Annotated in this window: 20 protein-coding genes; 11 read left to right on the top strand and 9 right to left on the bottom strand. The window is 50.7% G+C overall.

Annotation, left to right across the window (positions count from 1 at the left end):
- Positions 1-40: 40 nt before the first annotated feature.
- Positions 41-2,146 carry a protein-disulfide reductase DsbD family protein gene (locus KQY15_RS17810; protein WP_217671267.1) on the bottom strand — a complete coding sequence of 702 codons (2,106 nt, stop codon included), beginning with the start codon at positions 2,144-2,146 and terminating at the stop codon, positions 41-43.
- 209 nt (positions 2,147-2,355) lie between these two features.
- Here KQY15_RS17810 and KQY15_RS17815 point away from each other — a divergent pair, with 209 nt between their 5' ends.
- From KQY15_RS17815 to msrA, 3 genes are all read left to right on the top strand, one after another.
- The gene (locus tag KQY15_RS17815) at positions 2,356-4,587 is read left to right on the top strand and encodes a TonB-dependent receptor (RefSeq protein WP_217671268.1); all 2,232 of its coding nucleotides are present in this window, start codon (positions 2,356-2,358) and stop codon (positions 4,585-4,587) included.
- A gap of 162 nt (positions 4,588-4,749) precedes the next feature.
- On the top strand, positions 4,750-5,841 hold the full coding sequence (ltaE, locus tag KQY15_RS17820) for a low-specificity L-threonine aldolase (protein ID WP_217671269.1): 1,092 nt from the start codon (positions 4,750-4,752) through the stop codon (positions 5,839-5,841).
- A gap of 79 nt (positions 5,842-5,920) precedes the next feature.
- Positions 5,921-7,210, top strand: a complete 1,290-nt coding sequence (gene msrA, locus KQY15_RS17825) for a peptide-methionine (S)-S-oxide reductase MsrA (RefSeq protein ID WP_217671270.1) — start codon at positions 5,921-5,923, stop codon at positions 7,208-7,210.
- Here msrA and KQY15_RS17830 read toward each other — a convergent pair.
- A complete protein-coding gene (locus tag KQY15_RS17830; RefSeq protein WP_217671271.1) occupies positions 7,207-8,550 on the bottom strand; it encodes a mechanosensitive ion channel family protein in 1,344 nt (447 codons plus the stop codon). The genes msrA and KQY15_RS17830 overlap by 4 nt on opposite strands.
- Before the next feature lie 53 nt (positions 8,551-8,603).
- A complete protein-coding gene (gene ppc / locus KQY15_RS17835) occupies positions 8,604-11,234 on the bottom strand; it encodes a phosphoenolpyruvate carboxylase (RefSeq protein WP_217671272.1) in 2,631 nt (876 codons plus the stop codon).
- A 244-nt stretch (positions 11,235-11,478) separates the two neighbouring features.
- Between ppc and KQY15_RS17840 the strand changes: the two genes are divergently transcribed.
- Entirely contained in the window at positions 11,479-12,195 is a 717-nt protein-coding gene (locus tag KQY15_RS17840) for a VC0807 family protein (protein ID WP_217671273.1), read from the top strand.
- Here KQY15_RS17840 and KQY15_RS17845 read toward each other — a convergent pair.
- Positions 12,182-13,018 carry an ion transporter gene (locus KQY15_RS17845; RefSeq protein WP_217671274.1) on the bottom strand — a complete coding sequence of 279 codons (837 nt, stop codon included), beginning with the start codon at positions 13,016-13,018 and terminating at the stop codon, positions 12,182-12,184. The genes KQY15_RS17840 and KQY15_RS17845 overlap by 14 nt on opposite strands.
- 285 nt (positions 13,019-13,303) lie before the next feature.
- Between KQY15_RS17845 and KQY15_RS17850 the strand changes: the two genes are divergently transcribed.
- Positions 13,304-14,203, top strand: a complete 900-nt coding sequence (locus KQY15_RS17850) for a lipid kinase (RefSeq protein ID WP_217671275.1) — start codon at positions 13,304-13,306, stop codon at positions 14,201-14,203.
- A 1-nt stretch (position 14,204) separates the two neighbouring features.
- Complete coding sequence (locus KQY15_RS17855) at positions 14,205-14,645, top strand: hypothetical protein (protein WP_217671276.1); 441 nt, start codon at positions 14,205-14,207, stop codon at positions 14,643-14,645.
- Positions 14,646-14,669: 24 nt separating this feature from the next.
- Here KQY15_RS17855 and KQY15_RS17860 read toward each other — a convergent pair whose 3' ends face one another.
- Positions 14,670-15,848, bottom strand: a complete 1,179-nt coding sequence (locus KQY15_RS17860) for a cystathionine beta-lyase (RefSeq protein ID WP_217671277.1) — start codon at positions 15,846-15,848, stop codon at positions 14,670-14,672.
- A 216-nt stretch (positions 15,849-16,064) separates the two neighbouring features.
- Between KQY15_RS17860 and KQY15_RS17865 the strand changes: the two genes are divergently transcribed.
- Complete coding sequence (locus KQY15_RS17865) at positions 16,065-18,566, top strand: TonB-dependent receptor plug domain-containing protein (RefSeq protein ID WP_217671278.1); 2,502 nt, start codon at positions 16,065-16,067, stop codon at positions 18,564-18,566.
- Positions 18,567-18,607: 41 nt separating this feature from the next.
- Here the strand turns inward: KQY15_RS17865 and KQY15_RS17870 are convergent, their stop codons facing one another.
- Together KQY15_RS17870 and KQY15_RS17875 are read right to left on the bottom strand one after the other, a co-directional pair.
- Positions 18,608-19,378 (bottom strand): EAL domain-containing protein, encoded by a 771-nt coding sequence (locus KQY15_RS17870; protein ID WP_217671279.1) that lies wholly within the window; start codon positions 19,376-19,378, stop codon positions 18,608-18,610.
- Positions 19,379-19,464: 86 nt separating this feature from the next.
- On the bottom strand, positions 19,465-20,106 hold the full coding sequence (locus tag KQY15_RS17875) for a class II aldolase/adducin family protein (protein ID WP_217671280.1): 642 nt from the start codon (positions 20,104-20,106) through the stop codon (positions 19,465-19,467).
- Between the two features lie 140 nt (positions 20,107-20,246).
- On the opposite strand from KQY15_RS17875, the gene ubiD reads away from it, so the two are divergent.
- From ubiD to fre, 3 genes are read left to right on the top strand one after another with little or no spacing between them, the layout of a single operon-like run.
- Entirely contained in the window at positions 20,247-21,737 is a 1,491-nt protein-coding gene (ubiD, locus tag KQY15_RS17880; protein ID WP_217671281.1) for a 4-hydroxy-3-polyprenylbenzoate decarboxylase, read from the top strand.
- The gene (locus tag KQY15_RS17885) at positions 21,734-22,012 is read left to right on the top strand and encodes a 2Fe-2S iron-sulfur cluster-binding protein (RefSeq protein WP_217671282.1); all 279 of its coding nucleotides are present in this window, start codon (positions 21,734-21,736) and stop codon (positions 22,010-22,012) included. Before ubiD ends, KQY15_RS17885 begins: the two co-directional genes overlap by 4 nt.
- Before the next feature lie 53 nt (positions 22,013-22,065).
- The gene (gene fre / locus KQY15_RS17890; RefSeq protein WP_217671283.1) at positions 22,066-22,791 is read left to right on the top strand and encodes an NAD(P)H-flavin reductase; all 726 of its coding nucleotides are present in this window, start codon (positions 22,066-22,068) and stop codon (positions 22,789-22,791) included.
- A gap of 25 nt (positions 22,792-22,816) precedes the next feature.
- Here the strand turns inward: fre and KQY15_RS17895 are convergent, their stop codons facing one another.
- Positions 22,817-23,995 (bottom strand): TonB family protein, encoded by a 1,179-nt coding sequence (locus tag KQY15_RS17895; protein ID WP_217671284.1) that lies wholly within the window; start codon positions 23,993-23,995, stop codon positions 22,817-22,819.
- 151 nt (positions 23,996-24,146) lie between these two features.
- On the opposite strand from KQY15_RS17895, the gene KQY15_RS17900 reads away from it, so the two are divergent.
- Positions 24,147-24,557: an acyl-CoA thioesterase gene (locus KQY15_RS17900; protein WP_217671285.1), complete on the top strand. Its 411-nt coding sequence runs from the start codon at positions 24,147-24,149 to the stop codon at positions 24,555-24,557.
- On the opposite strand, the gene KQY15_RS17905 is transcribed toward KQY15_RS17900, so the two are convergent.
- Positions 24,558-25,283 carry a hypothetical protein gene (locus tag KQY15_RS17905; protein WP_217671286.1) on the bottom strand — a complete coding sequence of 242 codons (726 nt, stop codon included), beginning with the start codon at positions 25,281-25,283 and terminating at the stop codon, positions 24,558-24,560.
- Positions 25,284-25,347: the final 64 nt, after the last annotated feature.

Genomic DNA, 25,347 nt, shown 5'->3' on the forward strand with positions numbered 1-25,347 from the left:
CTCCTGTTGCTTATGTAATTACAATTTGATTGTTGACTGCTTACTGCTGACTTAACGACTCAAAGGTTTGCCTGAGCGTATCAGGCGTTAAAATTTGCGGTAGCACCTGTGGTGGCTGTCCCGGCCAGTACAACACGTATAACGGCACGCCATCGCGCTGATACTGCTGCAAATAAGCAGTAATATCACCATCGCGCCGGGTCCAGTCACCTTTTAAGTAACTGACGTTATAATCTTTCAGCGCGGCTTTGCTGCGCTCAGTATTAAGGGCTACCCGCTCGTTTACCAGGCAGGTAATACACCAGTCAGCGGTCATATTGACCAGCACCGGCTTACCTTGCTGTTGCAGCTCAGCCAGTTTTTCCGGTGACCAGCTTTGCCAGTGCTGCCGCTCGCTTTGCTGGTCGATGTTACCGTCACTTACCGGCTGGCTGGCCACTTGCCACAAGGTAACAAGTGCCAGCAGCATTAATACCAACATGGCCAGCCGGTTGAACCAGCCCGCGCCAAGCTGAACTCTGCCCCACAACCAAAGCGCTGCTGCCAGAGCGACCATACCAACGAGCAACAGCGCCACGGCATCGATGCCGGTCTGGCGGCCAAAAACCCATACCAGCCAGACGGCACTTAAATATAAAGGCCAGGCCAGCAGCTGTTTTAACGTTTCCATCCAGGCACCGGGCTTAGGCAGCAGTCGGGCCAGTGCCGGAATATACGCCAGCAGTAAAAAGGGCAGCGCCATCCCCAAACCCAGCGCAGCGAATACCAGTAAGGCGACCTGCGGGCTCTGGGTAACCGCATAACCCAGAGCTGTGCCCATAAACGGCGCTGTGCAGGGGCTGGCCACCACCACTGCCAGCACGCCGGTAAAAAAGGAGCCTTTGCCGCCACTTTTGGCCGTCAGCTCGCCACCGGCGTTCATTAATCCCAGACCAAATTGCACCAACCCGGATAAACTAAGGCCCAACGCCAGCAGCAAATACGCCAGCAGGCCCACCAGCAGTGGGCTTTGCAACTGAAAGCCCCAGCCAATAGCATTGCCAGCCGCTCGCAGCGCGATCAGCAAACCGGCTAACGCCAGAAAACTCAGCACTACGCCAGCGCTGTAAAAAATGGCATCACGCCGCTGTTGTCGTCGTTGCTGGCTGTTGCCGGCTATGCTAAGTGCTTTTAATGACAACACCGGAAATACGCAGGGCATTAAATTCAGGATCAAACCACCACCGGCCGCCATCACTAAAATCAGCCACAGACTGCTCTGCTTGAGCGTGCCTCCGGTAACCAGAATTTCGGTGCTACTGTCAGGTTCAGCTGGCTGACTGCGATGCTGCAGACTGACACTATAGCCCTTGCCTTCAGCATCCACTAATACCACCTCAACCTGCTGTGGCGCGTTGCTAAAATAGGTATTGATAGCCTGTTGTAATAACAGACCGCTGGCTTGGGGCACCAGCTGCTGAGCAGCAGCATGATCCACCAGCTCGGTGCCCGCGACAAAAAATGCGACCGGAGGCTGTGGCAGCGGCTCCATCAGCTCTGCCGAAAATGCACCGCCACTGATCGCGTAGTCGCCTGTTATTCCGGTTTTAACTGGCAACGAGGAGCGGGCTTGGTTAAATAACGGCTGCTGGCTTACTCCAAGTTCACTGTTGCTGGCAACCGCCAGCGTTAATTCAAAACTGGCGTCTGCCGGAATACAAATTTCCTCGCACACCAGCCAGTCAACATCGGCTTTAATAGTCAGGCTGTCTGCCGGATAGTCGGTCGGTATCGTTACGTCTGTCAGCAATAAAGTCTGGCCGGCAAATCCATAATTAACCAGTGGAGGTATTACGAAAGCTTGGGGGGTGGGCCATTGAATAGCACCAGCCTGCACACCTTGTGGCAACTGCCAGTTGATGCTGGTTGGCAGGCCCGAGTCACCGGGGTTCTGCCAATAGGTATGCCAGCCGGGATCGGGCTGAAAATGCAGCAAAATCGCAAATTGCTGACCCGGGGTAACCGTACCGTACTCTGAGAGCAATTCAGCCCTGATATGCTTTGCCTGCTGCCAGCCACTGCTACTGGCATTTACAGCAAAACTCAGTACCAATGTACTTAACAGCAATAACACTGAGATTATCAGCCAACGGCTTAGTTGCAACATTATAATACCTCTCTACCAGCACTCCGCTTCTAAGCTACTTCAGTTCAGCGAAATGTTCAAAATAACTGCGACAAATGCGGATTTATTACGCCAAATGCAGCAAAATCCACGACTAAATGCTATATTAGCCGGGCATTATTCTGTGGTTAGTTGTGATCACTCCAGCTGGCCTGAATCCCACCCCAGTGATGATATAAAGGTTGAACTTAATGAAAGGTATGAAAAAGTCTGCTCTGAATCTGGCCATTTGCGCCGGTTTGTTTGGTGTGGCCAGCTTTGCTGCGACAGCACAAACTCAGGAAACTGACAGCGAGCAAAAAGATAACAAGCTTGAAACCATTACCATTACCGCTCAGAAGCGCAGCCAGAGTATTCAGGAAGTGCCTATTTCGGTCGCCACTATCAGCCAGGAACGCTTTAATGCAATTTTTTCTACTGGTGATGATATTACCGCGCTGGCGGTAAAAGTGCCGGGTTTATATGCTGAAACCTCAAACGGTCGCGCAGCACCGCGTTTTTATATCCGTGGTTTAGGCAATACCGACTTCGACTTAGCCGCTTCTCAGCCTGTGTCTATCATCATGGACGAAGTGGTGATGGAAAACGTGATTCTAAAAAGCTTTCCGTTATTCGATGTACAGGCAGTAGAAGTTATCCGTGGCCCACAGGGTACCCTGTTTGGCCGCAACACCACTGCCGGCATCATTAAGTTTGATTCGGTTAAACCCCGCCAAGATTTTGATGGCTACTTTAAAACCACTGCCGGCACTCTTGGTATGATGAATGTCGAAGGTGCTATTGGCGGTGGTCTAACTGATGAGTTATCAGCCCGGGTATCATTAATGTCAAACCACCGGGATGACTGGGTAAGCAATAGCTTTTACGGTAATAAAGATGTGATGGGCGGCTATGACGAAATCGCCGGCCGGCTGCAGTTTTTATATGAAGGCGACGACTTTGACGCCTTGCTGAACCTGCATACCCGCAACTACGACGGCACCTCAAGCTTGTTCCGGGCTAATATTTTAAGCCCGGGCAGCAATGAGCTGAACGAAAACTACGACCGTGACACTGTGGCTTATAATGAAGGGCGTAACAACCCGCAAAGCTACGATGCCTGGGGTGGCTCGTTAAAGCTTGATTTCCAACTAACCGATATGACCTTAACCAGCATTTCTGCCATAGAAAAAGCCGATGGTGGCGGTATTGGTGATATCGACGGCGGTAACCCAACTGGCCCTGGCGTTGTACCATTTCAGGCAGTAACAGAAGATCAACTACGTGGCCTTAAGCAGGTTACCCAGGAAATCCGCCTGGCCAGTGATACTGACAACGCACTGAGCTGGCAAACCGGTGCCTTTTACTTCGACTCAACCTTTTCTGTAAACAGTATCGATGGCTTTTTTGGTGCCACTGAAGTGTTTCATGGTAATACCAGCTGGGCGTTGTTTGGCCAGAGCTCGTATAAAGTGGATGATAAACTGGATATTACTGCCGGTATCCGTTACACCGACGATGAAAAAACATTCTATGTAGGCGAGCAAAACGTTGATGGCTTTGCCCTGGTTATTGGTGCGGCACAAGAGCAGTATTATGCACCAATCCGGGTTTCTGACGACAACATCAGCTGGGAGCTGAGTGCCAACTATCGCCTGACCGGCACTACCAGCTTATTCGCCCGGGTAGCAGAAGGTTTCCGTGCTCAGTCTATTCAGGGTCGTGATGTGGCCTTTGAAGCGCCGCCATCGGTAGCTGATGCCGAAACCATTACGTCGTTTGAAGTAGGTGCCAAGTCAGATTTACTCGATAATACCCTGCGTTTAAACGGTGCCCTGTTTTACTACACCATAGACGACATTCAGCTGTCGGCTATTGGCGGTCAAACTCAGGGTAATCAGTTAATCAATGCTGACAAAGGCGTGGGTTATGGTTTTGAAATCGACTTTGACTGGCGCGCTACGCCATATTTCACCCTCGGTGGTGGTTTCAGCTATAACAACACCGAACTGCAGGACGACAACCTGACCGTGGCCCCATGCGGTTCAGGTATGTGTACTGTGCTGGATCCGGTAAACAGCGACGGCCAGGCCTTTATTCGTGGCAACCCGTTCCCGCAGGCACCGGAAACCATTTTAACCTTAAATGGCCGCTACGATTTCCCGATCGAAAGCGGTGAAATTTATGTTTATGGTGATTATCAGTTGCAGGGTAAAACCAACCTGTTCCTGTATGAATCAGCCGAGTTCAGCTCAAATAATAATTTTGAAGCTGGCTTACGGGTAGCCTATATCAATTATGAGCATAACTATGAAGTGGGTTTCTTCGGCCGCAATATTACTGACGAAGATAACCTGAAAGGTGCTATCGACTTTAATAACCTGACCGGTTTTGTTAATGAACCAAGGGTATTAGGCGTCGATTTCAGGATTAACTTCTACTAACAGTTTGTTGTTTTAATAAAACCGCCCGCGGTAAACCGGGCGGTTTTATTATTTCCTGTTCTGCCGGCATTCTGGCGTATCGTTGTTGCTTTTTACCCTGCTGTCGTTTTAGCCTGCATTTATCTGGCAGCCAGCCTCAACTGATGTAGCAGAGTATAACCCATGGCCGATTTTCGCAGTGATACCGTCACCCAACCCTGTGCCGCTATGCGTCGGGCGATGCATGATGCCGAGCTTGGCGACGACGTATTTAACGATGACCCTACTACGCTGGAGTTGCAGCGCTATGCCGCTGAGCTACTGGGTTTTGAGGCTGCATTATTTGCCCCAAGCGGCACCCAGACCAACTTAATTGCCATGATGAGCCATTGCCAGCGCGGCGATGAGGCCATTGTTGGCCAGCAATGGCATACCTATAAATGGGAAGGCGGAGGCATGGCGGTGCTGGGCTCTGTTCAGCCGCAGCCCCTGGAATTGCAGGCGGATGGTACGCTGGCGCTTAGCGATATTGCCGGCGCGATTAAACCAGACGACCCGCACTTTGCCCGCACCCGGTTAATTGTGATTGAAAACACCGTTGGCGGTAAAGTACTGCCACTCAGCTACATGCGTGATGTAGCAACCCTCGCCAGAGAAAAAGGTTTAAAATGTCATATTGATGGCGCCCGGCTGATGAATGCCGCTGTTGCGCTGGCCAGCGAGCACCAGCTGAGCCCGCAAGAAATGGCCCGTGAGCTGTGCCAGGGCTACGATTCGGTATCACTGTGTTTATCTAAAGGCCTTGGCTGTCCGGTCGGTTCGTTACTGCTGGGTTCAAAGGAGTTTATCCAGCAGGCAAAGCGCGTCAGAAAAATGCTTGGCGGTGGTATGCGCCAGACCGGTGTGCTGACCGCTGCCGGCCTGTATGCCCTTCACCACAATATTGAAAGACTGGCAGATGACCATGCCAATGCCCGGTATCTGGCCGACGGCTTGACTGAGCTTGCCCGTGAATTGCAGACACTGCAATCGCTGACAGTGATCGCCCCCCAGACTAATATCGTATTTACCGACATTGCACCGGCCCTGGCCGACCGCTTATTGCCTTATCTGGCAGAGCACGGCATAAAAGTGACTGCCAGCCGTTATCAGGCAACTCAGGGAGCATTAATGCGCCTGCGCTGGGTCTGTCATCTGGATATCAGCCGCCAGCAGATCACTGAAACCTTAACGTTAATTCGCCAGTTTGCGCAGGAAGTGTCACTGGTGAAATAGTTAATCCGCTGGGTCAGTGAAAGCCTGTGGCCAGTCAGCCGGTCTGTATAGTTAACCCGTGCAACCGCAGGAAGATGTTATGAAACACCTGAATATTATTGTCGCATTAATGCTATCGTCGTTGCTGCTATTGGCACTATATGCCCCGGCGCAGCAAACCACGACAGTATCGCCCGCCAAGGCGCCGCATGACAGTATAGTGTTAGGCTCTGGCTGCTTCTGGGGCGCTGAGATGCGCTATGAGAAACTACCCGGGGTAATAGATGCCGTGTCAGGTTATGCCGATGGCAAAGGGGTTAAACCAACTTACCGCGCCATAACCAAACGCAGCAACAAACATAACCCCGACAACCATGCTGAAGTGGTGCAGGTAACGTTTGACCCGCAACAAATTAGCCTGGAAGCGCTGTTGCAGCATTACTTTGAAAGCCATGATCCTACCCAGCTTAACCGCCAGGGTAATGATATTGGTACCCAGTACCGTTCAATCATTCTGACTAACAGCCCAGAGCAGCAGGCCCGGGCGGAGGCAGTGATGCAGCAGTACCAGCCACTGCTAACCGCTGCCGGTTATGGTCAGATTGTTACCCAGCTAAAACCACTGACCGAATTCTTTCCGGCCGAAGAGTATCATCAGGACTATATTGCCAAAAACCCAAACGGTTACTGTCCTGATCATTCCACCGGGGTTCGCTTTAACCGTGCACAGGATGCATTGACAGCAGAGGTGGATAACCGGCCAATGCTAAGCGGTAAACATATTCTGGTCATTGATTCAGAAAGTTATTGTCCGTATTGCGAAAAGTTTAAAGCCGAGGTTGCCAGCAGTTATCAGGGTGATATTCCAATGCATTTTCGCTACAGCCGTCAGTTACAGGGGCTGAATATTAAAACAGAGGCGACAGCAACACCTACCATTATATTGTTACAGGAAGGCCGCGAAGTCTTTGCCTTTAAAGGGTTTCTGGCCCCTGAAGAGTTTTATCTGCTGTTAGGTAAATTTAAGCTGGGCGACAGCGAAGCATTCGACGTCGCATTTGACAAAGCAACCGACCAGCGGTTTTGCAAAGAGTACGAGATATTTAAAAACACGCCCGACGGCATCTTCGTTGATAAGTTAAGTGGTGCGCCGCTGTTTGATACCCGTGACCGTTTTGACTCCGGTACCGGCTGGTTATCCTTTACCAAACCCGTAGCCGGCTCGGTCATTGAGAAACCCGATAATCGTTACGGCATGCGCCGCACAGAAATCCGGGCCAGGGTATCGGGCATTCATTTAGGCCATGTGTTTGATGATGGCCCCAACGGCAAGCCACGCTACTGCATTAATGCAACGGTACTGGATTTCAAACCCCGGGCTGAAAGTTAATCTGTTTTGTTGCCGGTAGCAGCCGGCAACAGATTCTCCTCAGCTGATTGTTTAAGTTCGTCTTTTAGTTGTTGCTCAATGGTGGTATCGGCGCTGACATCAATCGACTCCACGTCAGCGTTTACCACTGCTGGCTGCATCGGCACAGTGCTGACAGGCTGGCTGTTGTCAGCGTCAGAGCTTGCCATATCAACCATATGTAACCGGTAAATTGGCTCTGGCATTTCAATACCGGCCTGGTCAAAGGCGGTTTTCACCAACCGGATCGCTTCACTGCGAGCCTTTAAAAAATCGGTCTTACGCTGATCAATCCAGGCCAGCACCCTGACACTTACCGCGCTGTCACCCAGCTCCAGTATTAACACCCTTGGCCTGGGCTCAGTTAAAATGCCAGGCATGTTTTGCAGGGTACTAATGGCCAGTTCACGTACCCGCACTAAATCAAGGGTTACCGACACGCCTACGTTAAATTCGAAACGCCGCAAAGGGTTACGGGTAAAGTTAGTCATTGGTGAGGTAATGATCTGGCTGTTGGGGATCCGTAAGTGATTGCCGTCCAGCGTCATCAGTACGGTGTCGCGCGATGTCAGACGCACCACTTTGCCGGTCATATCATCTACCTGAATAAAATCGCCAATTGCAAACGGATTACGGGTACTTAGCAGCACACCGGCCAGGTAGTTTTCAACAATATTGCGAAACGCAAAACCCAGTGCAATACCAATAACCCCGGCAACCCCCAGCATTGCGCTGACCAGTGCGGTGGCATCCAGTAATTCCAGCGCAATTAAAATGCCAATACTGGTGACAATTAACCTGACAAAGCGCATCCCCAGGTTAGTGGCCAGTTCTGACAAGCCTAACTTACGTAGTAACGAATTGCGCCTTGATAACCAGCTGCCTAGCAGCGAAAAAAGCAGTACCGCCAATACTGCCAGCAGCAATAACGGCAGCATTTGCACCGTGGTACCGAGTATTTCCCGGAATTTTTCAGTAGCCGGCGCCAGGCGGGAGCTTACGGCCAGCTGCTCCTGCAACTGGTTCTGGACATGCACCACCCCTTCCAGCCGGCTGGCAATAGTGGTGAGCTCATCTTTCAGCTGGGCATTGGCTACCTGGCCCTTAACAGTGATTACGCCGGCCGTTACACTGATTTCAACGTCTTCAAGCCCGCTGATCGCATCGGTAATAGCACCAAGACGCGCGGCAATGGCCTGATCCTCAGGCGCATCTACCACCTTTATTTCTGTATCTGGCTGCTCATTTTCCACCTGCTGTGCCAGCACATTATTGCAACCGATCATCGCTAGCAGAGCCAGCAATAAAAACCCCTGGCGCATTATCCCTCCGGCTAAATATCAACGATACTAAAGACTTAACTATAGCAGCTGAATTAGCCCGAGTTGCGCATGCCAGCGGCAATACCAGCGATACTGACCATCAAAGCCCTGCTGATCATCGGGTTGACCCGCTCTGGCTGATGGCGGACCCGGTGTAACAGTTCGGCCTGCAAAATATGCAGTGGGTCTACGTAGGTGTTACGCAGCATTATTGATTCGCGGATCCAGCTCTCTTTGGCCATTAATGTATCGCTGTGAATAAGCTTTAGCAGCAAGTCACGGTCAGCCGTTAGCTGGGCTCTGAGCTCTTGTCCTAAATGTTTCAGCTCGTCCGGCACCAGCACTTTGTCATAATAGGCGGCGATATCGACGTCGGCTTTTAAAAACACCATCTCCAGCATCGACATCCGGGTAGCGAAAAATGGCCATTGCTGCTGCATTTCATCCAGCAGTGCGGTGTTGTTCTGCTCTGCCACTTTTGCCAGGGCAGCGCCGGCGCCCAGCCAGGCCGGCAACATTAAGCGGTTTTGCGACCAGGCAAATTGCCAGGGAATTGCCCGCAGGCTTTCCACACCACCGGTTGGGTTACGCTTAGCCGGCCGGCTGCCCAGCGGCAACTGGCCCAGCTCCTGCTCGGGGGTGGCGGCGCGGAAATAACCAACAAAGTCTTTATTGTGGCGTACCACGGCACGATACGCCTCACATGAATCGTCGGCCAGCTGCTGCATCAGTTCACGCCAGCTTTTTTTCGGTACCGGCGGGGGCAACAATAAGCCTTCCAGTACCGCACTGGCATACAACGCCAGACTGCGTTCGGCAAGTTTAGGCAGGCCAAATTTAAAACGGATCATCTCGCCCTGCTCAGTAACCCGCAGGCCGCCGGCCAGCGAGCCCGGTGGCTGCGATAAAATAGCGGCATGGGCCGGGCCGCCGCCACGGCCAATAGTACCGCCGCGGCCATGGAATAATGTCAGTTGCACTTTAGCCTGCTGGCAAATGGCCACTAACGCTTCCTGAGCACTGTACTGCGCCCAGGCTGCAGCAAGCACGCCGGCGTCTTTGGCCGAGTCAGAGTAACCAATCATCACTTCCTGCTTACCGTTAATATAACCGCGGTACCAGTCGATACTGAGCAGGCGCTTCATGCAATCCGGCGCATTCTGTAAATCGCTGAGGGTTTCAAACAATGGCGCCACCGGCATCGGAAAACTGATGCCGGCTTCTTTTAACAGCAATTGTACTGCCAGGACATCAGACGGTTTACCTGCCATCGAAATAACGTAAGTACTAAGCGCCTCACTACCATGCCGGGCCACAATATCGCAGGTATCCAGTACTTCCTGCACATCATCAGACGGCTGCCAGTTTTTCGGAAATAATGGCCGGCGGTTGGCCAGCTCTGCCAGCAAGAAAGCCTGGCGGGCGCTTTCGTCCCAGGCACTGTAGTCGCCCAGCCCCAGATGCTGGGTTAATTCAGCGAATACCTGAGCATGGCGGCCGGCATCCTGACGGATATCCAGCTTTAACAAGGTTAAGCCAAAGGCATAGGCACGACGGATGGTGTCCAGCAACCGGCCGTTGGCGATGACGGCCATACCGCAGTCCAGTAATGACTGATAGCACAGCTGCAGAGGTTCCAGTAATTGCTGATTGTGCCAGATTAAATTATCTGGCCGTTGCAGCCGGTCGTGCTTTAACGCCTCGGTTAACCAATCACGGCTGCGCAATAATCCTGCACGCAACTGGTTCAGCACCACCCGGTAAGGCTCACTGGCGTCACCTGCTACCGCACGCAGTGCATCATTAGCCTGATACATCGACAATTCACTGCTGAGACTATCTAAATCAGCGGCAAATAAATCGGCGGCTTTCCAGCGGCTTAACAACAGCACCTGGCGGGTAACTTTCGCCGTAACAAAAGGGTTGCCATCGCGATCACCACCCATCCAGGAAGAAAACTTCACGGGCGCTGCGTCTGGTGCCAGACCAGTACCGGTTGCGCGTAGTAGTTTATGATCCAGTTCCCGCAGAAAATCGGGAATAGCCTGCCACAATGAGCTTTCAATGACCGCAAAACCTGATTTTGCTTCATCAACCGGGGTAGGCCGCTGTTCCCGAATTTCATTGGTGTGCCAGGCCTGGGCGATCAGCTCACTTAATCTTAATTCAACTTTTTGCTGCTCGGCAGCGGTTAAATCGTGCTCCAGCTCAGTTAAACAGGCAGCAATTTCAGTCAGTTTATGAATAAGGGTGCGACGTGACACTTCAGTAGGGTGGGCGGTCAGCACCAGCTCAATGGATAAATTGGCCACTGCTTCGGTGACTTTGGCGTCATCAAGCTTTTTATCGTCCAGCAGGCTGAACAACTCCTGCAGCGGTTCAGGCTTTTCGATACTGGCATGGCCAATCCGGCTGATGGTGTGATGTTGCTCGGCTAAGTTAGCCAGGTTTAAAAACTGGGCGAAGGCCCGGGCGACCGGCAATAACTCGTCGTCGCTCAGGCTGCGTAGCACCTGCTTTAACTTGTCGGCCTGCAGTTCTTCACCCTGGCGTGCGGCCTTAGACAGCATCCTGATTTGTTCTACCCGTTCAAGGACAGCGTCGCCCAGTTGCTGGCGAATGGTTTCACCCAGCTGGGTGCCCAGCAGGCCAACATTGGTTTTAAGTGCAGCGTAATGGTCCATTTCAGCGCCTCTGTTTTTGATTAAGTAGCAGTAATAGACTCACCCTAGCCTGTTATCAATTGGTACTCAACACTGATAGATTACAAAAGCAGCAACGAAATTGGTAAGACCAAATTACCAAAACCCTTAGTTGTTGTCAGATATTCGTCAGCTTCAATCTATCCGGCGATTCTGGTATTGACTTAAATAAGTCGCTGCAGCCATGCTATAGTCCATTATTATTTTTTAAACGGTAAAACGCCTGATGTCCACACCAGCCAGCACCCCGGCCCGCCCGGTTAAACAAAAAAAATCGGGTTTTCTAAGCAATATGATTTTTAATATTGTGATCCCGGCAGTGATACTCAGCCGGTTCAGTGGCGAAGACGCCCTGGGCCCGGTATGGGGCGTAGTAGTGGCGCTGGCCTTTCCGCTGCTGTTTGGCTTATGGGAGCTGTTGCAATCGGGCAAGGTTAATTTTTACTCAATTCTCGGTATTATCAGTGTATTGCTGACCGGCGGTATCAGCTTGCTGCAGCTGGACCCGGCTTACATTGCGATTAAAGAGGCGATGATCCCGGCAATCATTGGTATTATTGTCCTGATAAGCCAATACACACCCTACCCGCTGGTAAAAAAACTGCTGATTAATCCCGACTTACTGGATACCGACAAACTGTATCAGGCACTGGCAGCACAACAAAACCGCGAACTATTTGAGCAACGGGTGGCCCGTGCCGGCTATGTTGTCGCGTTAGCATTTTTTGTCTCTGCCGTACTGAATTATGTGCTGGCTAAGGCAATTGTCGTCAGTCAGCCAGGCACCACGGCTTATGCCGAAGAGCTGGGCCGGATGACCTGGCTAAGCTATCCGGTTATTGTGCTGCCGGTAATGGTGCTGTTAATGGGCGCCATAATTTATATGTTTAGCCAGATAGGCAAGCTTACCCGGCAGTCACTGGAAGACTTTATTCTGCAGTAGGCTTTTTCAGTTCACTGCGCAGGCTTTGCAGCTCTTGTTGTAACTGCTGCATCTGCAGTAATAGCTGTTGCTGAGTCGCCTGATCAGCATCATGTTCCTCTTTATGCTCTTCGTCATGCATGCTTTGTACGGCATTTACTATTACCGCAATAAACAGGTTTAACATGGTAAAAGTAGCAATAAGAATAAAAGGCACGAAAAACGCCCAGGCATACGGGAACTCGGCAATAACCGGCCTGGCGATGCCCATTGACCAGCTTTCCAGCGTCATGATCTGGAACAGGGTGTACAGCGATGCCCCGAGGCTGCCAAACCAGTCGGGAAAGGCTTCGCCAAACAACTTGGTCACCATTACTGCCGCCACGTAATAAATTAATGCCAGCACCATGGCAATAGACAGCATGCCGTTTAGCGACTTAATTAATGCGCCGACAATTTTGCGCATCGACGGCACAAAGGTCAGTACTCTTAGCACCCGCAATACCCGCAGCGCCCGCAATACAGCAAAAGGCCCACTGGCAGGCACTAAGGCAATGCCCACCACAATAAAATCGAAAATACTCCAGCCATCTTTAAAAAATGCCAGCCGGTGCACATAAATTCGCAGGCCAATTTCCACTACAAACACGGCCAGAATTATTTTATCAAACAGCAACAGCGCCGGGCCAACGGCCTGCATTATCGCTGCAGAGGTTTCCAGCCCAAGAATGACGGCATTAATTAAAATCAGCGTTAACAAGGTGCGTTGCACACTGGTGCGCTGCAGAAAATGGCCTGCTTTATGTCGCAAAGCGCTTACCCCAGGCAAACTGTTACTACTCATATCGCACCTCTGAATTAAACTGGCGCTATTGTATGACAGCAGTAAATGCCGTCAATCGCTGAATGCTGGCTTGGAAGACAATAATTGCCACTTAGCAAGTTGCGTTAAAAGTTTGTTGAAGCACAATTAGAGAACCGGCAGTGCGTGGTGCTATTGGTTACTTTAACGATATAGCGTCGCGTTGGCTGCCATCTATACTGAACTAATCTCTATATAAACCACCAGAACAACTACTGTGTTTAACAGTGGGATTAAAAACGGATTTAGCATTGGAGGAACACCTAATTGTCACATGCCCTTTTGCTGGTAAACCCTAATAGCCGCAATGGTCAGGCGGCTGAGCTGGACGAAGCAATAGCGCTGCTTGAGGCATCGGGCTTTGAGATTAATGTGCATTTAACAGAGAGCGAAGCTGATATGCTGGCGAAAATTGCCGGTTACCCGCAACAAGACGGCATCGTCATTATTGCCGGTGGCGATGGCACTATCAGCTCGGCGCTGGCAACAATTAAAAAGCACCAACACACCCTGGCAATTCTGCCGCTGGGTACCGGCAACGACTTTGCCCGCTCTCTGGGTATTTCTCTGGATATTGCAGCAGCAACCAATACAATTATTGCCGGCAGGCGGCAACGGATAAACCTGGCAACAGTTAACGATAACTACTTTGTCAATGTTGCCCATCTTGGCCTGGGTGTAGACGTAACCCATGAGTTGACACCTGAATCTAAAAAACACTTTGGTGTATTTGCTTACCTGGGGGCATTTTTCAGTGCCATAAAGCGCAACCGCAGCTTCAAACTAAAAATAAAAGCAGATGACTGGCAATGCTCAGTTAAAGCTATTCATCTGGCAGTAGGCAATGGCCGCTATTATGGGGGTGGTAATATTGTTGATGACGCGGCAACAATACAAGATGGCAAACTGAGCTTATTCTGCATTAGGCCGCAACACTGGTGGCAGCTGCTACTGCTGGGGCCCAGTTTACGAAATGGTAATTTGCGTCCAGCCGAGCGGGTAATCTGCAGACGCGCCAAAGAAATCATTATTAACACCAAGCGACCGATAGAACTTGAAGCTGATGGTGAGTTTAAAACCAAAACGCCAGCAGAGTTTAAAGTGATCCCTGAGGCTATAGAAGTGATCGCAGGTTCTGTTCCTCAGCCAACAACTGATAAGGTTTAATATGTCAATCCTACGCACTGATAACCAGGCTGATAGCCTGGAAATTCTGAAATTAGTGAGAGAAACAGCAGACTACTATCGGCAAATGGCTGAGCTGCTGGCAGAAGATAATCTTGATAAGCCCTTAACTAATCTTGGCCGTGAGCGGGAAACCTTTACTAGCCCCTTTGAAAAAGTGGTTAAACAGTTGGGCGAATTACCTGCCAGGCCCGATCCTGATAAAGAGTTGATGCAGCAGCTTGGCGGTAAGCTCAGCCAACTGTTCTCTACTGATGCCAGAAATACCATTTTGGACAAGTGTCTGGAACATGACCACGAACTTGCTGACCTTGTCAGACATACTAAGCTCGGCGAGCTGTCGGCCGATATTCAGCAACTACTGGATCAGTTGGCTGACAACCTTAATAAAAGTAAAAAAATAATTCAGGCGCTAAAAGTTTAAGCAGTGATGGCAGTATCAGGCAGCTTATTCACTGCCTGCCTGCTTAAACCTTTTGAACGCAGCAGTTAAGTCGGCCAGCAAATCATCAACATGCTCCAGGCCAATATGTAGCCTGATAAGCGGCCCACTGTATGGCCATTTGCTGGCCGTGCGCAGTTTCTGCAGTTGCATGGTGGCGGTTACCAGGCTTTCATAGCCGCCCCAGGAAAAGCCCATTTTAAAATGATGCATGCCTTCAATAAACGCCTCGACCTGGCGTTGACTACCCTGTTTTAACACGAAGGAAAACAAGCCATTGCTGCCGCAGAAATCACGCTTAAAGATGGCATGGCCCGGATGCGACGGTAATGCCGGGTGCAACACGGTTTCAACTTCAGGCCGCTGCTGCAGCCAGTTGGCGACAGTGAGCGCACTTTGCTCATGCTGTTGCATCCGCACCGCTAAGGTACGCAAACCTCGCAGCGCGGTGTAGGCGTCATCAGCTGAAGCGCAGTAACCCATTAAATAACTGTGTTCGCGAAGCTTCGGCCAGTGTTTTTCATTAGCACTGGCGGTACCCAGCATTACATCGGAATGACCCACTATATACTTAGTGGCTGCCTGAATGGAGATATCTACCCCCAACTGAAACGGCTGACATAAAATGGGTGACGCCCAGGTGTTGTCTAAAATAGTCACAATATTGTGCTGCTGCGCCACCGCGCAAATGGCGGGTATATCCTGCATATCAAAACTGAGTGAGCCCGGAGACTCCAGAAATATCACTTTGGTATTGGCTTTAATTAAACTGGCAATTGCACTGCCAATTTGCGGATCATAATAAGTGGTTTCAACACCGTAGCCTTTAAGTAACTTATCACACAGTGCCCGGGTAGGTTCGTATACACTGTCGACCATTAATAAATGGTCGCCACTTTGTAAAAAAGCCAGTAAGGCACCGCTTACTGCAGCCGCCCCACAAGGGTATAAGGCACAACCGGCCCCACCTTCAAGTTCACAGATTGCTTCCTGCAGCGCAAAATGGGTATCGGTGCCTCGCCGGCCATAAAACGGTACCCGGTTACCTCGTTGCAACGTAGCCTGTTTTAATTCACTGAATGTATCAAACACTATGGTAGAAGCCCTTACCAGCGGTGGGTTAACAGCGTAACCGGTATACTTTTTTGCCCGGCCGACATTAATTAGTTTAGTGTTTTTATGCATAAATGCGCCCCGCTGCGACCTTAGTCGGATATATAAGCCATCTGGATGTCTGTAACATGCTAACCTGTTTTCCAGCAAAGATCACGATACAACGCTGCGACCGCTTGATCCAGTCGCTATTAACAGCAGTATTGCACTATTGATACAAAGTTTGCGGAAGTTTGACAAGCCTGAAGCGGCAGCCTACGTTTTAATGATAACAACAAGGAGCTAACTATGCGCAGTGCAGCACTACACCCTCTGGTACTGGCGATCAGTACCGCTTTGCTAAGCCCCGCTTTTGCTGTGCAGGCGCAAAGTAATGAAAACCAGCAAGCCGCTGAACAAAAAATAGAACAAATCGTCGTCACCGGTACCCGGGTTGCCGGGCGATCAGTAGATGATACTGCCGTACCCATTGATATTGTTGGTGTTGAAGCGCTTGAACGCTCCGGCTCTACTGAACTGAATCAGGTGCTATCCGTTGCCCTGCCGTCGTTTAACTTTCCACGCCCCGGCCTTGCGGACGGCACGGATACCATTCGCCCGGCTACGTTGCGCGGCCTGGGACCTGATCAATCCCTGGTGCTGGTTAACTCGAAACGGCGCCATGCTGCCTCACTGGTGAACGTTAATGGTACCGTTGGCCGTGGTAGTTCAGCAGTCGATTTAAATACCATTCCGACAGCCGCCATTCGCAGTGTGGAAGTGTTACGTGACGGCGCATCAGCTCAATATGGTTCAGACGCTATTGCCGGGGTAATTAATGTGAGGCTGCGTGAAGCCAGCGAGGGTGGCAATGTAACCCTGTCTTATGGTTATCGTGACTCAGCCTATACGGTCCCGACCACACCTCCCCCGGCTGGCGCCACCTGGAATGCACCCGCTGAAATTAAACGCAGTGTTAATGATGGTGAAACCCTTAACTTAGCCGGCTGGAAAGGGTTTGCCCTGCCTGGTAATGGTTATCTGACCATTGCCGCAGAGCTGAAAGACGCAGAGCGCACCGAGCGTGGCGGTTACGACTATCGTCAGCAATATCCGCTGATTGGCGGCGAATATGACCCCCGCGAACAAACCATTGAACGCTTTAATGCCTGGTACGGTGAACCTGAGCTGCAGCAATTTACCCTGTTTGCCAATGCCGGCCTGATGTTGGACAGCGGCAAACTGTATGGCTGGGCCAGCTTTCAGGACAGATCAGCCCGCTCTGGTGGTTTTTACCGGCGGGCGCTGGATGACAGAAACGTTATTGAAGTGCATCCGGACGGTTTTCTGCCGATAATTGCCCCTGAAGTGACTGATACCAGCTTTGCGGTAGGTTACGAGTGGGATATTGCTGACTGGAGTATGGATGCCTCGGTGGTTTATGGTATGAATGAGATGGCTTTTACCATTGAAAACACGGTAAACCGCTCTATTGGCCCAACCAGCAAAACAGAATTCGATGCCGGCGGGTTTGACTATGACCAATGGGTGTTTAACTTTTCAGGGGTGACCTCCTTCGACATTGCCAGCTTTGCCTCGCCGGTAAATATGGCCACCGGCATTGAAATTCGGCGTGAAGGCTACTCGATTTTTGCCGGCGAACCAGACTCGTACCGCAACGGTGGTGTGTTACTGCCCAATGGCAACCCGACCCAGTCTGGCTCTCAGGTATTTCCTGGTTTCAGGCCGGCCAATGCCGTAGACGAAAGCCGGCGCGCTATTGGTGTTTATGTCGATCTTGAAGCGAACCTAACCGATAACCTTCTGGGTTCAGTAGCTTTGCGGGCGGAGGATTATTCCGACTTTGGTAATAATATTACCGGTAAACTGGCGCTACGTTATGATGTCAGTGACAGCGTCGGCCTAAGGGGTAGCCTGCAAAATGGCTTTCGGGCGCCGTCACTGCAACAGCAGTATTTTACCAGTACCTCGACTAATTTTATCGACGGTGTGCCGTTTGACATTACTACCTTCCCCGTTAACAATCCGGCGGCTATTGCCCTGGGTGCCACCCCGCTCGACGCCGAAGAATCCGTTAACCTGTCACTTGGAGCGGTATTCCGGCTGGGAGATTTAACCCTCACCATAGATGGCTACCGGATAGATATAGATGACAGAATAGTTTTGTCAGAAAACCTGACCCAGGCCAATGTCCGTGCCTACCTGGAATCGCTGGGTTTAATTGGTATTGGTGGTGGTCGCTTCTTTATTAACGGGGTTGATACTGAAACTCAGGGTGTGGACATTGTGGCTAATTACCCGGTGTTTACCGGCAACAGTGGTCGTTTCGACCTGACGCTGGTTGCCAACTTTAACAGCACTGATGTCACCCGCACCCCTGAAACAGCTGAGTTATCTGCACTGGACCCTGCTCCGGAGCTGTTTGGCCGGGTTAATGTACTGACCTTTGAGAAAGGCAACCCAAAAAGTAAGTTCGGTGCGCATGTTAACTGGAGCCTGGAGCGCTTTGGTGCTACCTTCCGCGCAACCCGTTATGGCGAAGTGCTGACCCCCAATGCTAACCCTGCCAATGATTTCACCCTCAGCGCGAAAACTCTGCTGGATGTGGAAGCGCGCTATCAGCTGACAGATAATATGAAGCTGGCGTTTGGCGCAGATAACCTGTTGGACGAATATCCGGACGCTTTCCCGGTTAGTTTAAATGGCACCGGCAATACGCCTTTTTCCAACTACTCACCCTATGGTCGTTCCGGCCGGCTGGTGTATGGCAGAGTCAGTTACGATTTTTAAAGCGTAAGGCTTATCTGTAGAAAGGCGCTTCAGCGCCTTTTTTATTTCATCCCGTTCAGCTCTGCAGTACTGATTAACTTTTCCAGTTCAGGCCGGGCAAAATAATAGCCCTGATAATAGCGAATGCCCAGCCCCAGCAGGCAGTCAAGTTCCGCCTTGGTTTCCACCCCCTCAGCCAGTACCAGGGTACCCTGTAATTCGCACTGCGCCATGGTTTGCTCAACAATAAACTGATTATCAGGATTGGCTTCAATATTGCGGATAAGCTCCATATCCAGCTTTAAAATATGTGGACGTAACTCAATTAACCAGTCCAGCGTGGCGTAACCTGCGCCATAGTCATCAATAGCCGTTTTAAAACCCCGTTTTGCGTAACTGCGAAAAATCCGGTTTAAATGGTCTTTATCCGGAATTTGTTCACCTTCGGTTACCTCAAAAACCAGCTTGGTTAAGTCAAAACCATATAAATCGGCGGCTTCAATAGTCGCTTTTATACAGGTTTCGGGGTTGTAAACCGCGTTGGGTAAAAAATTGATATTCAGATAAGTATTGCAGCCCAGTTTTGCTGCTGTTTCAATAGCTTTAACCCGACAGGCCTGATCAAAGTAGTATTTATTACTATCGTTAATATGCTGAAAAACCCAGCCAGCACCCTGCCCTTCAGGGCCTCGCACCAGAGCTTCATAACCGCAGATAACCTGATATTTCCAGTCGATTATCGGCTGAAACGCCATCCGGATTTGAAAACCCAACGATTGTCCACTTAAACAATCACGACATGTCTGCTGTTTAATCTGTGCCGGAAAATCCATCAATAACCTTGTTTTCTATTGAAAATACTTTCCTAAACTTTAGCGACTATCATCTTGCTTTACCAACTTTAAATCGATAATTCCCGTTAGTAAGCCGCTGCATTACGACCAAGCGCTGCCGCATAACAGCTAATCAGCCGTTGGCCAGCTTCAGCTGCAGTGCTGCCAAATGCCACCACGCCATCTTCATGACCCGCCATAGTAAATACCCCGGTTTGCAGCAAATCAGTTTTAGTAAACAACCCCGCCACCTCATCCGCCATAGCCACCGTACCATAAGGCACTTCCGCCCTGGTTTGTGGCAAATTAAGTGCAGTAGCCTGGTGCCAGATTTGCGGACAATGGGCATGAATAACAAAGTTAATGTCGTTACTTAACAGATATAACTGGCCATGTGTCATTGCTTCGGAGGAGGGCTTAATCTGGCCCAGGGCACTGATCCGGTTTTGCTCAGGAACACATTCGCTGACCAGTGCATAGTCAGCCGCTGTCATATTGCTGATCCCGCCGGTTTGGCTGCCACTGATGATAAACTGATGGGTATTGTTATAGCGCTGACTGATATTACCAAAACCATAGTTGTCGTAACGTGCCGGGTCCTGGCCCAGCATACCTAACTGCAGCATAATATGGCGCCAGCAGTTCAGCTGGACAATATCAGCCGCGCTCAACACGTCAGCTGGCTGATAATTTAACTGATATTTTATAACCCCTTCCTGCTCGGCCATCGTATCACTCTGCGTTGAATTAACTGCCGCTATTATAAAGCCAGTGCATTGCCAAACCAGCCGCATAGCAGGCCAAAACTGGCAAGCACTGGCCAGAGCTGTATAATAGCCGGCAATCACTTACAGGGCCGATGCCAAGTATGAAATATAAAGACTTACGCGATTTTATCAGTCAGCTGGAACAACGGGGTGAACTGGTGCGGGTAACCGCTGAAGTAGACCCGGTACTGGAAATGACCGAAATTGCCGACCGTACCCTGCGGGCCGGTGGCCCGGCCATACTTTTTGAAAACCCGAAAGGCTATAACATGCCGGTACTGGCCAACTTGTTTGGCACGCCGCAGCGGGTGGCGCTTGGTATGGGCCAGGAGAACGTATCAGCACTGCGGGAAGTGGGTAAGCTACTGGCTTTTCTAAAAGAGCCAGAGCCTCCGAAAGGCTTGAAGGATGCGTTCAGCAAACTGCCGTTATTCAAACAAGTACTGAACATGTCACCAAAACAGGTTAAAAAAGCCGCTTGTCAACAGATTGTGCTGAAGGATGATCAGGTTGACCTGACTCAATTGCCGGTAATGACATGCTGGCCGGGCGATGCAGCACCGTTAATTACCTGGGGTTTAACGGTAACAAAGGGGCCGCATAAAGAACGGCAAAATCTGGGCATCTACCGCCAGCAGGTGCTGGCAAAAAATAAACTGATTATGCGCTGGTTATCGCATCGTGGCGGTGCGCTGGATTTTTATGAGTTTCAAAAAGCCAATCCGGGCCAGAACTACCCGGTCTCTGTCGCCTTAGGTGCTGACCCGGCAACTATTCTGGGCGCAGTAACCCCGGTACCCGACACCTTGTCTGAGTATGGCTTTGCCGGCTTGCTGCGCGGCGACAACACTGAAGTGGTTAAGTGCATCAGTAATGATTTACAGGTACCGGCCAGTGCCGAGATTGTGCTGGAAGGCTATATTGCGCCCGGTGAAATGGCACCGGAAGGCCCTTATGGTGATCATACCGGTTACTATAATGAAGTAGACAACTTCCCGGTATTTACCGTTACTCATATTACTATGCGAAAAGATCCGATTTACCACAGCACCTACACCGGCCGGCCACCAGACGAGCCGGCCATTTTGGGCGTGGCACTGAACGAAGTGTTTGTACCCATACTGCAAAAACAATTTCCGGAAATTACTGACTTTTATCTGCCACCTGAGGGTTGTTCGTACCGGTTGGCTGTGGTGACCATGAAAAAGCAATACCCGGGCCATGCCAAGCGGGTCATGATGGGGGTCTGGTCATTTCTGCGCCAGTTTATGTATACCAAATTTGTCATTGTCTGTGATGACGATATTAATGCCCGTGACTGGCAGGATGTGATTTGGGCCATTACCACCCGGATGGACCCGGCACGCGATACTACGCTGGTGGAAAACACGCCGATAGATTATCTCGACTTTGCCTCGCCGGTATCGGGTTTAGGCTCGAAAATGGGCATGGACGCCACTAACAAATGGCCGGGTGAAACCAGCCGCGAGTGGGGGGAGCCGATCGTCATGGATCAGGCAACAAAGCAGCGGGTAGATGCCATCTGGGACAGTCTGGGTATCGTACTGCCGGTGAAGGAGCCCAGGCTTTGAGCTTTAACGTTACCATCGCCCCGGCCCAACTCAGTTTTACGGTGCAGGACGGGGAAACCATTCTTACTGCCGCCCTGCGCAGTGGTATTGATTTTCCCAACCGTTGCCGGCAAGGCGTTTGCACCAGCTGTGTCTGCAAACTGAAAAGCGGTGAAGTACGTTATGCCGAACCGCAGCCACTAAGCGAAGTGGACAAACAACAGCAGTTTACTTATTGTTGCCTGGCATATCCGGTCAGCGATTTGGTATTGCACCACCCTTTTATCAGTGGCTGATAACGAGCCGAGACCAGCCACCAGCGAATGAGCCAGCGGAGAACAACATAGTTATGACCAACACTGCCAACACCACTGCTATTGCCTGCAACGTAAATTCGGTAGAAGCGCTGACACCAGGGATCAGCAGAGTGGTACTAAGCCCGGAGCAAGCGGCGGGATACCAGGCCGGTCAGTATCTGCAACTGGTGTTAAGCGCGGACGATAAACGCCCCTTCTCCATTGCCAGCATTGCCAGTAGCAAGCTGCTGGAGCTGCATATTGGCACACCGGCAGGCGATACCTGGTCCAGTGCGGCGCTAACCCATATTGAACAGCAATTCCGCGCTGGCTTACCGGTGATGGCAGAAATTGGCCTGGGCCAGGCGCAGCTGCGCCAGGACAGTAAAAGGCCGGTGATTTTACTGGCCGGTGGTACTGGCTTTTCTTACGTCTATGCCATAGCACAAGCGCTCAGCGCAGCTAACGCCAGCCAACCGGTATTCTTATATTGGGGCGTGCGCCACGAAGAGGCGTTGTATTATCAGACTGAATTACAGCAATGGGCCAGCCAAAATAAGCAATTCCGCTTTATCCCGGTAGTGCAGCAACCCGGAACAGCCTGGCAAGGCCGCACCGGTCTGGTACACGAAGCAGTGTTAGCCGATTTTGTTTCGCTGGAAGCCTACGATATCTATATCGCCGGCCCCTTTGCCATGGCAGGGGTAGCCCGCGAAGCTTTCGCCGAACAAGGTGCCCACCGCGAGCATATGTTTGCCGATGCGTTTGCTTATATCTGAAACCTGAAAAACAACAGTATTAGCGCTACTTCCCTTTAGTCAGCGCACTCTTTAGATCCATTGCAGCAGGATAACCACTGGCAATAGCTCTATCCAGCATCAGGTTGCCCTGCTCGATATTGCCATCAATAATATGTGACACTCCACGCCAGGCTAAAACCTGGCCGTCACCGCGTTCAAAAAGATAATTAGCCCACCTGTCATCATATATACTTAGCAGACGCTGAGCTTGCGAGTTACCATTTGCTGCTGCAGTTTGCCACCAGAAGTCTGCACTTAACATTTCTGGTATTTGGATATAATGGTCTTCTTTCCCCAGCGCTGGCCTGGTGAAAACAGACCAGTCCGGGTTTGCCGGATCTAGCGGCAGTGATGGCTCAACAATCAAATTATTGGCGTTGTACTTTCCCAGCAAACTGAGCATCGTACCCAAAGCTTCCTGATATTGCGGTGAGCCCGCTATAGCATAAACCCAGAGATTTCGTTGTTCGACCACGGCCAGTAGCGCCTCAGGCGTGATAACACTGCCACCCTTCAGAGAGAAAGTCATACTGATTTCTCTTGTTGCGAACTGACCCGTTGCCGGGTACTCAAACTTAAGCAACGCCCGTCTCGCGGATCGTTCAAAAACCTCTTGAGGAAAAGCATCTACTACATCGACTACTCTGACGTTGCCATTACCATCGACTAAATACCTCATCCTGACATAGCCAGTCACACCATACATAGCCGCATTTCGTGGGAAAGTAGGTTGTACGGTTTTGATTGCAGCGGTCAGTGTTCTATCAGTCCCGCTTTCAGAATCGATTGCCATCACAAAGTGGGTAGCTTTGCTTGCTGCTTTTAACGGTTGAATTTTCAACGACTGTCGTAACTGCAAGCTCACATGCTCAGCTTGCTGTTGTTGCTGCTCATCTAATTTTGCTACCAATTGCTGGTAGACCGCCTCAGCGTCAGGATGGTTTAAGTAGCTGGCAAAGTGAAAGTAGCCTGCAGCTGCAGTTAAATCTGGCGCTTGTCCCTGTCCATGATAAAACATTGCCGCCATGTTGAAGGCTGCCTGCGCGTTGCCAAGCGGTAATAATTCAGAGAATTGCTGCCTGGCTTCGTCATATTGACTATTCTCATACGCTTTTAGTGCATCCAACATATCAGCCTGCGCCATGGCTGTCAGCATAGCCAGCCCAACCAATAAACCACGCATTCGTTAATCCTTTTAGCCTTTAGCTGACAGCATATCAGAACCTTTTGGCAACGCTAGCTGCTTTTTTATGCAACAACCGGTGCCGGCAATCTGGTTTGGCCAGTTAAACTATGCCACACTTGGTGCCTTTCGGTAGAGCAGGAACCTCTTTATGCAACATAAAACCCTGATTAAAGTTCGTGGTTATCATCTGGATATTTATCAGCACGTCAATAATGCCCGTTACCTGGAGTTTCTGGAGGAAGCCCGCTGGGGTTATCTGGAAGACAGCGGCGATATTGAATGGTTTGCCAAGCACAAGCTGGCCTGGATTATCGTTAATATTAATATTAACTACCGGGTAGCAGCCACCATGGGCGATACCCTGGAAATATTTACCCGCTTTAGCAAGATTGGCGGTAAAAGTGCCGTGGTAAAGCAGGAAGTGCGGATTGCCGGCAAAGAAGCCATAGCGGCTGATGCTGAAGTGACTATTGTTTGCCTGGATCAGAAAACCGGAAAGCCGGTCGTGATAGAGGGGGAGCTAAAAGCGCGCCTGGAACAGCATATCGCAGAGCAGTAATCAGCGCTTACTATGCTTATCCAGCGCCTGCTTTAACAGCTCTCGGCTGCTGACTTCATCGCCGCAGGGTACGCGCTTTGCGGCCATCAACCCCTCAAAGCCATCCAGACTAGGGTCGCCAATAACACAAACTCCTTTCCTGATGCGCACTATATGCTTGCCATCATCCAGCTGGGCAATAACCTGCTGCGCCGGGTTTTCACTTACCGGCCAGTACTTTTTGTCTACCGTCAACCGCGGTTGCTGCCCCAGTAAAAACTGCTGATAGCTGTTGGCAGCGTCCTGTTCAACTGCAACCGGGTCAATGGTAGCTGCCCGGTTTAACGCCCGTTGGGCCAGGCTATTGCCATGACCTAACGTTGTGTTGTCTGCTGAACGGGTATTTTTATCAGTCACATCTGGCGTTGTTGGGGGTGGTTTTAATTCTGGGGGTAAATTTCCTGTGCTGCCATCACTGACATTAGCCTGCCCGACCACTTCATCGGCAATGCGTTGTTCGTCTGCCAATCGACTATCTGGCAGAGTGGCTTTAGCGGGTGGTTTTGTAGCAGGCGGCGGTTGATACAGGAAGGATATTATCGGTTCAATTTCCGGTGGTGACACAGGCTGGCTGAATTTTGTTGTCAGCAGCAACGCCAGAATGACGATGTGTACCAACACGGCCAGCAGCACAGCATTGCCATATTCACTGATAAAACGCTTAAGAGGGTGTGTTACAGCTAACAAAATTTGCTGCCCAGGCCTGATGCTTTTTGTTCAACTTCAGACCCCTGGGCCAGCAATTAATTCC

This window comes from Arsukibacterium indicum (assembly GCF_019100565.1).
Lineage (GTDB): Bacteria > Pseudomonadota > Gammaproteobacteria > Enterobacterales > Alteromonadaceae > Alishewanella > Alishewanella indicum.

Coding starts and splice junctions, on each gene's coding strand:
- KQY15_RS17810 (WP_217671267.1), bottom strand. CDS start 2,146: ATGTTGCAACTAAGCCGTTGGCTGATAATCTCAGTGTTATTGCTGTTA.
- KQY15_RS17815 (WP_217671268.1), top strand. CDS start 2,356: ATGAAAGGTATGAAAAAGTCTGCTCTGAATCTGGCCATTTGCGCCGGT.
- ltaE (WP_217671269.1), top strand. CDS start 4,750: ATGGCCGATTTTCGCAGTGATACCGTCACCCAACCCTGTGCCGCTATG.
- msrA (WP_217671270.1), top strand. CDS start 5,921: ATGAAACACCTGAATATTATTGTCGCATTAATGCTATCGTCGTTGCTG.
- KQY15_RS17830 (WP_217671271.1), bottom strand. CDS start 8,550: ATGCGCCAGGGGTTTTTATTGCTGGCTCTGCTAGCGATGATCGGTTGC.
- ppc (WP_217671272.1), bottom strand. CDS start 11,234: ATGGACCATTACGCTGCACTTAAAACCAATGTTGGCCTGCTGGGCACC.
- KQY15_RS17840 (WP_217671273.1), top strand. CDS start 11,479: ATGTCCACACCAGCCAGCACCCCGGCCCGCCCGGTTAAACAAAAAAAA.
- KQY15_RS17845 (WP_217671274.1), bottom strand. CDS start 13,018: ATGAGTAGTAACAGTTTGCCTGGGGTAAGCGCTTTGCGACATAAAGCA.
- KQY15_RS17855 (WP_217671276.1), top strand. CDS start 14,205: ATGTCAATCCTACGCACTGATAACCAGGCTGATAGCCTGGAAATTCTG.
- KQY15_RS17860 (WP_217671277.1), bottom strand. CDS start 15,848: ATGCATAAAAACACTAAACTAATTAATGTCGGCCGGGCAAAAAAGTAT.
- KQY15_RS17865 (WP_217671278.1), top strand. CDS start 16,065: ATGCGCAGTGCAGCACTACACCCTCTGGTACTGGCGATCAGTACCGCT.
- KQY15_RS17870 (WP_217671279.1), bottom strand. CDS start 19,378: ATGGATTTTCCGGCACAGATTAAACAGCAGACATGTCGTGATTGTTTA.
- KQY15_RS17875 (WP_217671280.1), bottom strand. CDS start 20,106: ATGGCCGAGCAGGAAGGGGTTATAAAATATCAGTTAAATTATCAGCCA.
- ubiD (WP_217671281.1), top strand. CDS start 20,247: ATGAAATATAAAGACTTACGCGATTTTATCAGTCAGCTGGAACAACGG.
- fre (WP_217671283.1), top strand. CDS start 22,066: ATGACCAACACTGCCAACACCACTGCTATTGCCTGCAACGTAAATTCG.
- KQY15_RS17895 (WP_217671284.1), bottom strand. CDS start 23,995: ATGCGTGGTTTATTGGTTGGGCTGGCTATGCTGACAGCCATGGCGCAG.
- KQY15_RS17900 (WP_217671285.1), top strand. CDS start 24,147: ATGCAACATAAAACCCTGATTAAAGTTCGTGGTTATCATCTGGATATT.